At 55.4% G+C, this 14,316-nt stretch carries 11 protein-coding genes; 3 read left to right on the top strand and 8 right to left on the bottom strand.

All coding sequences use genetic code 11. The features are described 5' to 3' along the window. Positions 1-56: 56 nt before the first annotated feature. The 8 genes from AC2FJW_RS01775 to pyrH form a co-directional block, all read right to left on the bottom strand. Entirely contained in the window at positions 57-2,483 is a 2,427-nt protein-coding gene (locus AC2FJW_RS01775) for a DUF3772 domain-containing protein (RefSeq protein ID WP_496749056.1), read from the bottom strand. Continuing rightward, a complete protein-coding gene (locus tag AC2FJW_RS01780; RefSeq protein ID WP_142634220.1) occupies positions 2,483-3,517 on the bottom strand; it encodes a cysteine synthase A in 1,035 nt (344 codons plus the stop codon). The genes AC2FJW_RS01775 and AC2FJW_RS01780 overlap by 1 nt, the downstream gene beginning before the upstream one ends. A gap of 66 nt (positions 3,518-3,583) precedes the next feature. After that, positions 3,584-4,702 carry an NUDIX domain-containing protein gene (locus AC2FJW_RS01785; protein ID WP_496749057.1) on the bottom strand — a complete coding sequence of 373 codons (1,119 nt, stop codon included), beginning with the start codon at positions 4,700-4,702 and terminating at the stop codon, positions 3,584-3,586. A 28-nt stretch (positions 4,703-4,730) separates the two neighbouring features. Beyond that, positions 4,731-5,171, bottom strand: a complete 441-nt coding sequence (locus tag AC2FJW_RS01790; RefSeq protein WP_496695208.1) for a TrgA family protein — start codon at positions 5,169-5,171, stop codon at positions 4,731-4,733. A gap of 16 nt (positions 5,172-5,187) precedes the next feature. Beyond that, positions 5,188-6,396: a class I SAM-dependent methyltransferase gene (locus AC2FJW_RS01795; RefSeq protein WP_496749058.1), complete on the bottom strand. Its 1,209-nt coding sequence runs from the start codon at positions 6,394-6,396 to the stop codon at positions 5,188-5,190. A gap of 69 nt (positions 6,397-6,465) precedes the next feature. Beyond that, positions 6,466-7,890, bottom strand: a complete 1,425-nt coding sequence (locus AC2FJW_RS01800; protein ID WP_496749059.1) for a cryptochrome/photolyase family protein — start codon at positions 7,888-7,890, stop codon at positions 6,466-6,468. Between the two features lie 48 nt (positions 7,891-7,938). After that, positions 7,939-9,165, bottom strand: a complete 1,227-nt coding sequence (locus AC2FJW_RS01805) for an aminotransferase class V-fold PLP-dependent enzyme (protein ID WP_496695202.1) — start codon at positions 9,163-9,165, stop codon at positions 7,939-7,941. 250 nt (positions 9,166-9,415) lie between these two features. After that, positions 9,416-10,168, bottom strand: coding sequence for a UMP kinase (gene pyrH / locus AC2FJW_RS01810; RefSeq protein ID WP_142634233.1), 753 nt, complete (start codon positions 10,166-10,168; stop codon positions 9,416-9,418). Positions 10,169-10,263: 95 nt separating this feature from the next. Here pyrH and miaA point away from each other — a divergent pair, with 95 nt between their 5' ends. From miaA to AC2FJW_RS01825, 3 genes are all read left to right on the top strand, one after another. After that, complete coding sequence (miaA, locus tag AC2FJW_RS01815) at positions 10,264-11,157, top strand: tRNA (adenosine(37)-N6)-dimethylallyltransferase MiaA (RefSeq protein WP_496749060.1); 894 nt, start codon at positions 10,264-10,266, stop codon at positions 11,155-11,157. A 320-nt stretch (positions 11,158-11,477) separates the two neighbouring features. Beyond that, positions 11,478-13,148 carry an ABC transporter substrate-binding protein gene (locus AC2FJW_RS01820; RefSeq protein WP_496690672.1) on the top strand — a complete coding sequence of 557 codons (1,671 nt, stop codon included), beginning with the start codon at positions 11,478-11,480 and terminating at the stop codon, positions 13,146-13,148. A gap of 117 nt (positions 13,149-13,265) precedes the next feature. Continuing rightward, on the top strand, positions 13,266-14,312 hold the full coding sequence (locus tag AC2FJW_RS01825) for an ABC transporter permease (RefSeq protein WP_281972213.1): 1,047 nt from the start codon (positions 13,266-13,268) through the stop codon (positions 14,310-14,312). Positions 14,313-14,316 lie beyond the last annotated feature (4 nt).

The raw sequence follows: 14,316 nt of genomic DNA on the forward strand, positions 1-14,316 counted from the left end.
TTTGCAAGGCCCGATTAGTGTAAAATTCTCTGGCTCGATTCAGGCCCGAACTTGCCTCAGGGTTCGTCACCATCACCGTCGGAAAGATCAGCCTCGGTCAATTCGGCGGGCGAAGAGGCCGGGGGCGCTTTTGTCTCTGAAACAGGCTCAGATGGGGGCATTTGCGCGTTACCTGACGATTGAAGGGCCTCGGGGTTTCGCAGCCAGACATCACGCTGAGCAAACGGTATCTCGATCCCCTCTTCGACAAAGCGGCGATTGATCTCATGGTTCATGTCGGACTTCACCGAAAGAACCCAATTCACATCCCGCAAAATGGCGCGGATTTCAAAGTCCAGAGAATCCGCACCGAACCCCTGAAACACTACGCTGGGTGCCGGATTCGCCAATACCATCGGATGTGCGTTGGCGATTTCGCCCAGGATTGTCTCGACCACGCGGGTATCGGTACCATAGGCTACCCCGACCGGGACAATGACGCGTCCGATCGTGTTTCCACGGGTATAGTTGGTGACAACACCGCTGATCAGGTCCGAGTTCGGGACAATGACATCTGTTCGATCGAAGGTCTCAATTCGGGTCGAGCGTACCGAGATGTCGCGCACATAACCCATCATCCCGTTTACGTCGATCCAATCGCCTTTTGAGATCGGACGTTCGACCAAAAGAATAATGCCGGACACAAAGTTCGAGACAATAGTTTGCAGACCAAATCCGATCCCGACAGATAGCGCCCCGGCCACGATGGCCAGAGACGACAGATCGAAACCCGCAACCATGATGGCGACCAAGGCTGCCAGGAAGATACCGACATACCCCGTCCCAGAAACAATCGCGTTTTGACCACCGGGATCAATGCTCGTCTTTGGCAGCAATGAGGTCCGCAACCCACCCTGCAGGGCGCGTGTCAGCCCGTATCCGATCAGGAAGACCACCAGAAAAGTAAAGAAATTACTGGGCGAGACGGTCACGCCCCCAATGTCGAACCCCAAAAGGAGCCGCGACCATGCCTCTAACAAATCGGTCTCGCGTGCGCCCCAGATCAGCGCCAGAACCGGCAGGGCCAAAATGGCCATGGCAAAGCCAATCAGAACCGAAAACAATGTGTCCCGGGCTGCCTCTCCCTTGCGGGTTATCAATCCGTAAACCGAAGTCAGGAATCGTTGAAGGATGATCAGTGCGGCAATCAGGATCAACGATTTTACTGCTGGAAAAACAATGGCCTCAGCCGCGTTGTTATAACCGATGGCGGCCAGAACTGGGCTGACAACTCCCAACAGGAACAATGCTCGGCGCAAGAATTCGACCAGCTGGATAACACCGGTTCCACGGGCATTGCCATCAGGTTCTGCCTGCACCTCGGCAAGCCGTATCTGCCGCGCACGCAACAGAACCAGAGCAGTTGCAAGAATAACTGGGAAGCCCACAACCGCGCGCGTCGCATCCGAAGTATTCTCGATCTGTTCGAAAAGGTTCCCAAGATCGTGCAAAATGAGAAAAACGGCAAGCAGATCCAGGTAGATTCGAAGCTCGGTGATCCGCTTTGGCGAGAGCTTTCTGAAACCCTGCGCCTGCTGCATTACATAGACCTGACGACCAATCCAGTCGTAGTACAGAACAATGGCCGCCCAAAACGGTACGTTTTCTATCAGAAGGGTTCCCCGCAATCCCAATATCCCCGTCAATACGACGGCTTTTACCAGCAACAAAACACCCAGCCATGGCAGAATTATCCGAAACAGCGATGTCAGGAATGTCCATACACCAGTTCCCTGCCCCCCTATGGTACGCAGATAGTTCCCGGCAGCCTCGGACCAACGTTTTCCATAGCCCAGCAAAACAATGGCCACGAAGACCAGCAAAAGAATTCCAAGCCCCTGTTTGCGAAGCTGCTCATGCACCACGTCTGTTTGGTAGTTCTGCACAGCCTCGTTGAAAAGGCTTCGGCCGGCTTCAGTCAGGTCAACCCAGGCTGGTCGCCAATAGCTGGGGTTCAGTGGCGATGGGCCGCGCTCCAACAGCTCTTTTTTCTGCCTATTTCGCAGGATCTGGTCAATTTCTGCAATCAGTCCGTTGGCGCGACTGAAGGCCTCGTCGGAAATGATATGCGGCACCCGCAGCGCGTTCAGTTGGTTTTCAAGATGTGAACGCAGCGTAGCAATGTCTTCCGGTTCGGTTGCATCACCTTCCGGTCCGGGACCCAAAGCCTTGATCTGGCTTTCCAGGGTCTGGATACGTTCGGTATTTGCACCACGCGCGCTGTTGAAAACATCTCGATAGGTATGAATTTCCGATCGCAGATTTTCCAGCGAAGCGTTCGAGGCCCGATTGGCCTCGATCACATCTTCGGCCCGATCCGCCGTTTTTACCCAACCCTGATAGTAGTCACTTTGCCGATCCGAAAGCTGGGCCGTTGCAGGGCCAGACAGAACTGCAAACAAAAGTGAAACAAGGGCCAGAAACAGGCGGACCTGCCGCAACATCATACGTCCTCGAAAACGCCCGGAATGCTACGCGGCGCCTCGGTCATCCAATCAGGAACAGGCAATTCTTTTTCGCGCAGGAATTCCGGATTGAACAGCTTGGATTGATAGCGCGTGCCATAATCACACAGAATCGTAACAATGGTATGGCCCGGACCCAGATCCTTGGCCAGGCGCACGGCGCCAGCCATGTTGATGGCGGTCGATCCGCCCATGACCAGACCTTCGTCGCGCAGAAGGTCAAAAATATAGGGCAACGCTTCGTTATCCGTCATCTGATAGGCGAAATCCGGTTTGAACCCCTCAAGGTTCTTGGTGATCCGCACCTGCCCGATACCTTCCGCGATCGAGCTTCCCTCCATCGCGATCTCACCGGTTTTGTAATAGGAATACAACCCGGCCCCCATCGGGTCGACCAATGCGATCTTGACGCCTTTGGGCTGCAGGGCCTCGGCCACACCGGCCAACGTGCCACCTGAACCAACCGCACTGACAAAGCCGTCGACCTTACCGCCGGTTTGCTCCCAGATCTCGGGGCCGGTGGTCTCGACATGGCTCTGACGGTTGGCGACGTTGTCGAACTGATTGGCCCAGATTGCGCCATTGGGTTCCGTCTGCGCCAGTTCTTCAGCTAGACGGCGAGAGTAATGTACAAAGTTGTTCGGGTTGCGATACGGCGCTGCCGGGACCTGAACTAACTGTGCGCCCGCGAGACGCAGCATGTCTTTCTTTTCTTCGGACTGGGTCTCGGGGATCACGATCACGGTCTTGAAGCCCATCGACGCCCCGACAAGCGCCAGACCGATACCAGTGTTTCCGGCGGTGCCTTCAACGATGGTGCCCCCAGGTTTCAGATCGCCCCGTGCTATGGCATCGCGAATGATATAAAGAGCGGCACGGTCCTTGACCGATTGACCAGGATTCATGAACTCGGCCTTGCCAAGAATTTCACACCCGGTTTCCTCACTGATACGGCGCAGCCGGATCAACGGAGTTTTCCCTACTGCGTCGGCAAGGTCTTTCGCAATGCGCATGGCGCCCTCATTTCTTTACGTATCAACGAAGATTTACAGATGCTGCGCAACAACCACAAGCCGCGATCACGCCCCACGCAGCCTGTCTCTGTGCCGAGCCAGCCAATGCGCCAGTGACAATAGCGGCAAATCCTTGAACCCATGCCCGTCGACTTGATCCATGAACTGAGCATAGGGAATGATTTTGGTGCGGATATCCTCACCTTCCGAGGCAAGCCCGCCATCGTCTATCGTTTTCTCAAGATCGGCCAACCCTACGTAAAGATAGACGTATTCGGTGGACGATCCGCTGGACGAATAGGCCTCTCCGGCAAATTCAAGCGACTTGAGGCTGATCTGGGCCTCTTCCATCGCCTCACGCCGCGCTGCCTGTTGCGGCGTTTCACCCGGGTCAATCATGCCTGCAACGGGTTCCCACATCCACGGCTCGGGGTCTTCGATCAGGAAAACCGGTGTCCGAAATTGTTCAACCAAAAGCACCGCGTCACGCCCCGGATCATATGGCAGAACCACCACAGCACTGCCCTGCATCAATCCGTTGCGGTTCAGCACCGACCCCATCGTGCCGTCATTCCGGCGGTGTTGAAGCTGAACCTCCTGCATGCCGAAATAGTCAATATAGGCATGGGTATGCTCGTGTACGATCACATCCTTCTTCGGATCACGCGCGTCACCGGTTCCGCGTTTGCGTGCAGCCAGCTTGGCCCAGGCGCGGGTTCGGATCGACGGAAAACTGCGCGCGATCTTGACGGCATCGGCCTTGCCGTAATAGCCCATGACCTCTTGCGCGGCGGTTAGGGTCAGATCCCCCCACGCGTCTGCCCAGTCCTGCAAGGACCATAGCTCACCAGGCGACCACAGGTCAGGCTCGGGAAAGAACACGCTGACTTCGTCAACAGAGCCATCGGGCAATTCAGCGGGCTGCCGCTGCAGATCATAATCAAACCCCCCTTCATAGAAAATCAGTCGCCTGAAATCCTCGGGTTCGAGGCCCTGAACCAGAAGGCCATCCGCAACGGCCCCACGTTCTGGCTTGATCATCGGAAATGCCTCGTCGCGCACGCCGTAAACCGCGTGATCCTTCAGCTTGGCCTCTGACAAAGTCAGGCGTGACAGCGGACGGCCAAGCACCAGTTGCAGCAGTGGCAGATGCCGAAGCGTGCCATAGAAAAACAGATCGTTCACAAGGGTATCTCGCGTTGGTGTTTGGGTGCTAGCGCCAGCGGCGGCTTGCTTCTTCCGTCGCCAAACCGGCGATAAGAGCGCCAATAGCCAAAGTCCACAGAATTTCCGGAGCTAACAACTGTTCGCCATAGCCAACACTGATTTTGAAAATCGCAGTAAGGGCCTCGAACGGTCCATCATAACGGTGGCGCATGGCCAAGCGGAACATCTCATAGGTGCCCTGAACGAAAAGACCCCAAAACACCAGCGAAGCAATGCCTGTCAGTCCGTTATTGACGGCAGCGGTCCACCCTTTGCCGGTCCGTTTACCCATGATTTTCCAACCACACGCGACCCCTAGGGCCATGTTGACGACAGTGAAGTAGCCATAGCTTTTGCCTTCTTCACCATTTGCGATGATCATACTGGAAACCAAAAATGCCACCACCGCCAGACAAAGGGCTGCGACAAGACGTGAGGCGCTGGGCATTCTAAAGGTCCGTTTACTAAGTAGGTTTCGCTATGGTGATCTGTGTCACATCACAGTTGCCGGTGTCAAAGGCCGCGCCGCAAGCGGTCAAATAATAATTCCACATGCGGCGAAAACGCTCATCAAACCCCATTCCCGAAATCTCGTCCCATTTGTCATTGAACGTCTCGTACCAGCGGCGCAGTGTCAGATCATAGCTTTTGCCGAATTCTTTTGACTTCACCACGGTCAAACCCGCATTCGCCACCTGCTCCTGCAGAATTGTCGGAGCCGGAAGCATCCCACCCGGAAAGATATATTTCTGAATGAAATCAACACCATTCTTATACACATCCCAGCGATGATCGCCGACGGTAATGATTTGCAAGGTTGCCTGTGCGCCAGGTTTTAAGCGATCACGGATAGTGTCGAAATAGACCGGCCAATATTTCTGACCAACCGCCTCGAACATCTCAATAGAGGCGATCCCGTCATATTGGCCCCGTTCGTCACGATAATCCTGCAGCTTCAGATCAACTAAATCTGTAAGTCCTTCTTTTTCAATGCGTTGACGGGCAAAGCTCAACTGTTCCTTGCTGATCGTCAAGCCTGTGACCCGCAGGCCACGCTCTTTTGCTGCATATTCGGCGAAACCACCCCATCCGCAGCCAATTTCCAGAATATGGTCACCGGGTTTGGCACCCATTTCATCAACCAGACTGGCGTATTTAGCGGTTTGTGCCTTTTCCAAGCTTTCCTGTCCGGTTTCGAACAAGGCACTGGAATAGGTCATGGTATCATCTAGCCATAACCCATAGAATTCATTACCTAAATCGTAATGATAAGAGATATTCTTTTTAGCCTGTCGACGGTTGTTTCGATGCAGCCAAAAGCGCAAGCGTTCATAGGCCTGTACCAGAAATTTCCCGGTGAAATCGTCGTACACGGTCTCGGTACCCAGATGCACTAGATCCATGAAGGCACGCAGATCTGGTGTACTCCAATCGCCTTCCAGATATCCGTCTGAAAACCCCAGCTCACCCTCCCGGACAAGTCGTGCAAATACGTCCGGATTGTGAATATCGACCCGTGCGACAGGCCCAGGGCGTTTGCCTTCGGTTCGAAATACACGACCGTCTGGCAAGGCAATATCAAGCTGCCCCTGCTCCATCTGGTTCAGCATATTCAGAACATGTGCAAAATATCTTGGCAGGTCTGTCTGCCCTTCGATTGTAGTTAGAACCATCCGCTCTCCCCTGTGCGGTTGTTGTAGAAGGCTAAAACGAGTTTGTGTTTCTGGCAAGTTTTCAGTTCTTTACCGGCTTTTTCGGCCCTCGTAGGCCGACAAGGCGCGCGCGCGCCCTTCTGCCAAACCCACAACAGGGTTTGGGTATGGCGCAGACGGATCAAGACCCCACTTGCAGGGAATGGCTTCAAAATAATCAAGTGCGCTCGAGGGCGGGTTTGACTGTCCTTCGGCCACCCATTTCCGCACATAGTCGCAATAGGGATCATATTTTTTTTGCTGCGCCTCGGGGTTAAAAATACGGAAAAACGGGGACGCATCTGGGCCGGACCCAGCAACCCATTGCCAACCCATCGCATTTGAGGCCGGATCCCAATCGGTCAGGCAATCGGAAAACCAGCCCATACCGATTTTCCAGTGCGCCATCAGATGTTTGGTCAAATAACTGGCGACAATCATCCGTGCGCGATTGTGCATGCGACCTGTGACGTACATCTGTCGCAACCCAGCATCGACCACGGGAATGCCTGTCCTTGCCTGCTTCCAAGCAATGATCTCGGGGCTAGAGACGTTCTGGCCCCAAGGGAACTGATCCCATTCCGGTTTCCAGTTGTTGCTTAACAAATGAGGCGTATGGAACATCAAATGATAGGCAAATTCACGCCAAACCAACTGTCGCAAATAGGCTTGGGTTCCGGACATGCCGAACATCTCTGCGCCCTGAAGGGCGTGCCAGACGCTACGCGGTCCAATCTCACCAAGCGATAGATATTCGGAAATGCCCGACGTTCCATCCTCGGCCAGCTGATCCCGGGCTTCGGGATACCCCGAAAGCCGTTCCAAGAACCGATGGAGCGTTTTGAACGCTGCGTCTTCCCCTGGCTGTACATAGCGGGCGCAAACTGATGCCCCGCGGTTCATTCCCGCGGCCATTCCCCACGACTCCAGAGTATCTGTATGCGGCCATTCCTTCGGTGGGGTCAGCGCGGCGGGTCGCGCATGTGGGAATGGAACCTCGCGTTTCTGTACCGATCGCCACATTGGTGTAAACACGCGAAAAGGCGTTCCGGTCTTGGTCTGGACGGTCCAGGGCTCAAAAAGCAGGTGCCCGGAAAACGATTTGGGCTGTACGCCCAATTTGGTCAGAGCCGTCTTGATCCTTGTATCTCGGGCAATCGTGTCCGGATCGTAAGCCCGAGACCAATTGACCTCGGTGGATCCGGTTTCCTTGATCAGGTTTTGCAGAACCTCCAATGCATCCCCGCGCCGCAAGATCAGACGGCTTCCCAACTGCGCCAACGCGCGGTCAAACACCTCAAGGCCCTTGCCGAGGCGCCATTTAGGAGCCGCACCCAAGGCCTGCCCAAGATCGTCGAAAATATAGACCGGAATGATTGGCCGCCCGGTTGCCGAAGCAGCGCTGAGTGCAGGATGGTCCGACAGTCGCAAATCCTGTCGGAACCACATAATTATCGGCGGGCTCTTGGGTCCCATGACTGCTCCGTATTGTTTACCTTTCTACGCAGCAGTGTCAGAACTGGATCACAAAACAGCGTCCAACGCATTCAAAAGCTGATCAATTTCCTGTTTCGATGTGTAATGCGTAAAGCTGACTCGCAAAACACCTTGACCCAGATCCACACCCATGGCCTGCAAAGGACGCACGGCATAGAAATCTCCGCCACCGGCCATAACCCCATGCGAGGCAAGACTGGCAGCAACAGATTCAGCATTTCGGTTCAGCGCCAGCGCCACCGTTGGCGCACGCCGCGAGGCATCAGAGGTTCCGATCAGACGGGCTGCATTGCGATCTTTAACCGCATCCAGAACCGGTTGTAGCAGGGCGATCTCGTGCCCGCGCATCAGGTCGTGGACAAACGCCCCCCGCGCTGCAGCACCAGTTCCGGGTCCGTCATGATGCTCGCATAAAAGATCGACGTAATCCGCCATCCCCGCACTGGCGGCGATCTGTGCGTGATCCGGCCCTGCAGGGGTAAAGCGTTGATAAAGAACATCGCCGTTGAAATAGTGCCCCTGATTGGGCAACAGCTCACCCAATGCCCGGCGGATCACCATGCATCCCTGATGAGGACCATAGGTTTTATACGCCGAAAACAGATAGATATCCGGTCCCAGATCACCGACATTCGGAAATCCATGCGGCGCGTAAGAGACACCGTCGACGCAGACAAACGCGCCTGCCGCATGTGCAATCGCAGTTATCTCGGTAACCGGATTGATTTCCCCGACCACGTTCGAACAATGCGGAAAACAGACCAGACGCACCTTTTCGTCCAGAATGTCCTCAAGATCCTGCGGGTTCAGAGACCCGGATTCGGGGTCTATCTGCCATTCGCGAACCTCTATGCCCTCATCAGCAAGACGGCGCCAAGGCCCCGAATTGGCCTCATGATCTTGATTTGTCACGACAATCGCATCACCCGGCTGCATCCACTGTCGGAATGCCTGCGCCAGAACATAGGTGTTCTGCGTGGTCGACGGGCCAAAGCTCAGTTCATCTGCATCCACACCCATGATCGCAGCCATTCGGGCGCGGGCCTCGTCCATTTCCTCTCCGGCCAGACGGCTGGCATCATAGGGGGCATAGGGCTGTACCTTGCGCTGGGTGTAATAGCGCGTCAAACGATCAAGCACCGGCTTGCAAGTATATGATCCACCAGCATTTTCGAAAAATGCCTGCCCCTGCAGGCTGGGTTCGGAAAAAGCCGGGAACTGCGACCGAACAAAATTGATATCCAGAGTGCTCATAGCACGTGCCTCCTTGATCATGCTTGCCTATCCAAGAGGTGCCCGAGCATGATTTCGGAACCCTCAGAAATCATGGCAGGTCTTCCAGCCCAGCCGACACTTTCAGGTGCCCGCAGAACCTGCGCCTTTGCCGCGCAAGTACGCCGACAAATTGCCCACAGCTTTTGCCATCGTCAAGAACACTGTGCCCTGAACCAAAGAAAAAGCCGGGCAATTATGCCCGGCCTTGAAAATGAGTATCGTTCGGGTGTCAGCCCTGAACTTTTGTGTAGGTTCCCTCACCGGCCAGGATACCGCGGAAACCGCCCGGCTCATCCAATCCGAATACGATCAGAGGCAGGTTATTGTCGCGCGCTAGCGCAATGGCCGATGCATCCATGACTTTCAGCCGCTTTGCCAACACGTCATCGTAGCTGACCGAGTCATAACGCACCGCATCCGAATGTTCTTTGGGGTCTTTGTCATAGACACCGTCCACGCCGTTCTTACCCATAAAGATCGCCTCGCAAGCCATCTCATTGGCGCGCAGTGTCGCTGCGGTATCTGTGGTGAAATACGGGTTCCCTGTTCCAGCGGCAAAGATGCAGACCCGTTTCTTTTCCAGATGCCGCACAGCGCGGCGGCGGATGTAAGGCTCGCAAACCTCATCCATACGAATGGCCGAGATCACACGAGTAAATACGCCAACCTCCTCAAGCGCCGATTGCATGCCAAGCGCATTCATGACCGTAGCCAGCATACCCATGTAATCCGCCGTCGTCCGTTCCATCCCCTGAGCTGAACCGCTGAGACCGCGAAAGATGTTGCCACCACCGATGACCATACAAATCTCGACCCCTAGATCGTGAACTGACTTTACCTCTTGCGCGATGCGCTGAACGGTGGGCGGATGCAGGCCAAAACCCTGATCTCCCATCAGCGCCTCGCCCGAAATCTTCAGCATCACTCGGCTGTATTTCGCCTTGGTTGTATCGACAGTGTCGGTTGTGGGGGAAAGGGTCATGTTGCGCTCCGGGCTGGCACGGGTTTAATTCCGGCGCAAAATGAAGCAAAAGCTCCGCGGGTTCAATGCGGATGATGAGGAATGAGGCAACCTGAATGGCCAATGCCAAGATGACGCAGTTTTGGGACCGCCTTCCCCCTATTCCTGACGACAAACCCGTCTTGATCGCCGGGCCCACCGCATCGGGGAAATCAGCATTGGCGCTGAAGATCGCCGAAACGTTCGGCGGCGTGATCGTCAATGCAGACGCAAGCCAGGTTTATGATTGCTGGCGCGTGATCTCGGCGCGTCCCTCCGCCGAGGAAGAAGCCCGCGCGCCGCATCTGCTTTATGGTCATGTGCCTTATGATCAGGACTATTCGACTGGCCACTGGTTGCGCGAGGTCAAGCCATTGCTGTCCGGCGGAAAGCGCCCCATCATTGTGGGCGGTACAGGTTTGTATTTTTCTGCCCTGACCGAAGGTATGGCCGATATCCCGGCGACTCCGACCAAAGTTCGGGCTGCCGCGGATCAACTGGACCTAGCTACACTGATTGATGGGGTCGATGCCAAAACCCTGGCCGGGATTGACACCCGGAATCGCGCCCGCGTTCAACGTGCGTGGGAAGTTCAGCAAGCCACCGGGCGCAGCTTGCGGGACTGGCAAGCCGACACCCCTCCTCCGGTTCTGAACCCGCAAGACGCCGTGCCCATTGTGTTTGATGTCGACAAAGAATGGCTATTGGATCGGATCAGGCGCCGGTTTGACCTGATGCTGGAAAGTGGTGCTTTGGAAGAAGTTGAGGCGATGCGAAACCGGTATGACGCCTCGCTGCCGTCTTTCAAGGCCATCGGCGTTCCCGAGTTGGTAGCCTATCTTGAAGGCCGTATCACACTGGATGACGCGCGCGAGCGCGCCACAATCTCGACCCGTCAATTTGCCAAACGTCAGCGCACGTGGTTTCGCGCACGCATGAAAAACTGGATTCGCGCTGATTTATCAAAGTGATACTTAAGGTCGTTACAAACCCATTTTCAGGACACCAACCGAAGATTCGAAGTGATCGAATCTGATTGGCGGTCACTTATTTGAATTACCTAGAGCACAGATTAAGCATCCGCGATGACGGAAACTTCGGCCCCAACATGTCGCTTTTGTGCAGTTGATGACGATTTCCGACATTGACCTCATGGGAAATCTGGTGCCGAATGACGCCATGGGGATGCTGCATATCCAAAAAAGAACACACGAACCTGCTGCCTGGCACCAACTGGTCTGAGCGGTTCAGAGCTACTTCATCAAAATCGATGTCACAGGGAGAGACATTAATGAAACACCAAACCATTACCGGAGCGCCGATCCATCGTGCCGCGGAAATGCACGCGCAAGAGTACCGCGACGGGCAACTAAGCCGCCGCGAGTTTCTGGCGCGCGTGACGGCATTGGGGGTTACCGTCCCCGCCGCCTATGGAATGATCGGCCTGGCGTCTCCGGCACAAGCACAAGAGCCACCGCGCGGTGGAACTATCCGCTATCAGATGGAAGTGCGCGGCCTGAAAGATCCACGTACTTATGACTGGACGCAAATTGCGACCTTCACGGCTGGCTGGCTGGAATATCTGGTCGAATACAACAATGACGGTTCGTTCAAGCCGATGTTGCTGGAAAGCTGGGAATCCAACGATGACGCGACTGAGCACACGCTGAACGTTCGCAAAGGCGTCAAGTGGAACAATGGTGATGACTTCACCGCAGCGGATGTCGCCCGCAACATCGAAATGTGGTGTGACGCGGCAGTCGAGGGGAACTCGATGGCATCGCGCATGTCATCCCTGGTTGACGAGGCAACCCAGAAAGCGGGTGAAGGTGCAATCACTGTGGTCGATGATCACACGGTCAAGCTGACCTGCAACACGCCCGATATCACGATCATTCCTGGTATGGCCGACTATCCGGCAGCCATCGTGCACAGCAGCCACGATCCCAACAATATGCTGGCCAACCCGATTGGCACTGGCTTCATGATCCCTGAAAGCCACGAAGTGGGCGTAAAGGGTGTACTGGTCCGCAATGAAGAGCACGACTGGTGGGGATATGCTGCGGGCAAGGGTGGCTATATCGATCGGATCGAATTCATCGACTACGGCACAGACCCAGCGGCCTTCCTGGCTGCTTATGAGGCCGAAGAGATCGACATGAACTGGGAGTCGGTCGGCGAATTCGTAGACATCTTTGACAGCATCGGTCTGACACGGTCCGAGATCCCATCGGGCTTTACAATCGTCATCCGCCCGAACCAGCTGGCCGAAGATGCCGACGGCAACAAGATCTACGCCGACAAACGTGTGCGGCAGGCCCTGGCCATGGCCGTCGACAACGCCGTCTGCCTGGAGCTGGGCATGTCGGGATACGGCATTCCTGCCGACAACTGCCATGTTGGCCCGATGCACCCGGAATATGACTCGGCTGTGACCCGCCTGCCCTTTGATCCCGCAGCGGCCAAAGCGCTGATGGACGAGGCCGGAATGGGTGACTTCGAGCATGAGGTTCAGTCCATCGACGACGACTGGCGCCGCAATACGACCGCAGCCGTGGTCGCTCAGTTGAACGATGCTGGCATCAAGGCACGTCATACGGTTCTTCCGGGTTCGACCTTCTGGAACGACTGGACGAAATACGCCTTCTCGTCGACCAACTGGAACCACCGCCCGCTGGGCACGCAGGTTCTGGCGCTGGCCTACAAATCGGGCGTAGCCTGGAACGAGGCTGGTTTCGCCAATGACGAGTTCGACGCGCTTCTGGCCGAGGCAAACTCGATCGCGGATGTCGACAAACGTCGCGAAGTCATGGCCAAGCTGCAGGCGATCATGATCGAAGAAGGCGTGACCATCCAACCCTATTGGCGGACGGCGATGCGTCACCACCGGGACAATATGGTTGGGGTTGAAAAGCACATCGCCGACCTGCCACAAATCTATAAGTTCGGCATTCTTTCCTAAGCCGACAGATACAAGCCGCGCCGATTGGGCGCGGCTTTTTCGTCCGTATCGTGGCGACCAAAAAACAGCGAAGTGTGGGGCTTTTGACACCTGCACTGGCCACCAACAGGGGCTAATATGGGACTATTCATTCTAAAGCGTGTCGGCATCATGCTCATCACAGCTTTGTGCCTGACATTCTTGGTCTTCTTCCTCACCAACCTGTATCCAAACCTCGAAAAGCTTGCGAAAACGCAGGGCAATTTTCGTATGTCCGACGAACAGGTTGAAAGCTATCTGCTGAAAAACGGGTATCTGCAGCCGACGCCGATCAAATACGGCGAGTGGTTGGGCGTGCTGCCATCCTATCGGCACACCAACGACGACGGCAGTGTGCAAGGAAGATGTATCCTGCCCGGCGAAACTGCAGAAAGCTCGCCAAGTTTCTGCGGCATCCTGCAGGGATACTGGGGATACTCGTCCGTTTTCAAAGAGGAAGTTTCGAAAGTTGTTGGCACTCGGCTGGCCCTGACCGGTCGGTTGATGCTTTGGGTTATGTTGCTGATGGTCCCCTCGGCGCTGATCCTTGGGGTTCTGGCGGGTATGAAAGAAGGATCGGCCACCGACCGGACCCTTTCAACATTCGCCATCACGACGACAGCGACCCCTGAATATGTCTCGGGCGTGATCTTTATCGCGATCTTCACTTCGTCCGCCGTTGGCCTGAAATGGTTCAAAGGCACCGCGACACAGGCGATGGAGAACCCGACCTTTGAGAACTTCTTTCTACCGGTACTGACTATTGCTCTCTACGGGATGGGCTATATCGCTCGTATGACCCGCGCCTCTATGACCGAGGTGATGACGGCGCAATATATCCGTACCGCGCGGCTCAAAGGTGTTTCCTTCCCGAATATCGTCATGAAGCACGCGCTGCGAAACGCGCTGATCGCACCGTTCACAGTCATCATGCTGCAGTTTCCCTGGCTGCTGAACGGCGTGGTGATCGTCGAGACCCTGTTTAACTATAAAGGGTTCGGCTGGGCGCTGGTTCAGGCAGCAGGCAATAACGACATCCAGCTGCTGCTGGCGATTTCGGTCGTGTCGGTCTTTGTGGTGCTGGTAACGCAGCTGATCTCGGATATCGGCTATGTCTACCTCAACCCACGCATCCGAATTTCGTAAGGAG

The sequence above is a fragment of the Ruegeria sp. CDSA020 genome, assembly GCF_059612345.1.

What these genes read in the sequence shown, in the direction of transcription:
- miaA (WP_496749060.1), top strand. Translation starts at nt 10,264, where the DNA reads ATGGCCAATGCCAAGATGACGCAGTTTTGGGACCGCCTTCCCCCTATT.
- AC2FJW_RS01775 (WP_496749056.1), bottom strand. Translation starts at nt 2,483, where the DNA reads ATGTTGCGGCAGGTCCGCCTGTTTCTGGCCCTTGTTTCACTTTTGTTT.
- AC2FJW_RS01795 (WP_496749058.1), bottom strand. Translation starts at nt 6,396, where the DNA reads ATGGTTCTAACTACAATCGAAGGGCAGACAGACCTGCCAAGATATTTT.
- pyrH (WP_142634233.1), bottom strand. Translation starts at nt 10,168, where the DNA reads ATGACCCTTTCCCCCACAACCGACACTGTCGATACAACCAAGGCGAAA.
- AC2FJW_RS01820 (WP_496690672.1), top strand. Translation starts at nt 11,478, where the DNA reads ATGAAACACCAAACCATTACCGGAGCGCCGATCCATCGTGCCGCGGAA.
- AC2FJW_RS01790 (WP_496695208.1), bottom strand. Translation starts at nt 5,171, where the DNA reads ATGCCCAGCGCCTCACGTCTTGTCGCAGCCCTTTGTCTGGCGGTGGTG.
- AC2FJW_RS01805 (WP_496695202.1), bottom strand. Translation starts at nt 9,165, where the DNA reads ATGAGCACTCTGGATATCAATTTTGTTCGGTCGCAGTTCCCGGCTTTT.
- AC2FJW_RS01825 (WP_281972213.1), top strand. Translation starts at nt 13,266, where the DNA reads ATGGGACTATTCATTCTAAAGCGTGTCGGCATCATGCTCATCACAGCT.
- AC2FJW_RS01780 (WP_142634220.1), bottom strand. Translation starts at nt 3,517, where the DNA reads ATGCGCATTGCGAAAGACCTTGCCGACGCAGTAGGGAAAACTCCGTTG.
- AC2FJW_RS01800 (WP_496749059.1), bottom strand. Translation starts at nt 7,890, where the DNA reads ATGGGACCCAAGAGCCCGCCGATAATTATGTGGTTCCGACAGGATTTG.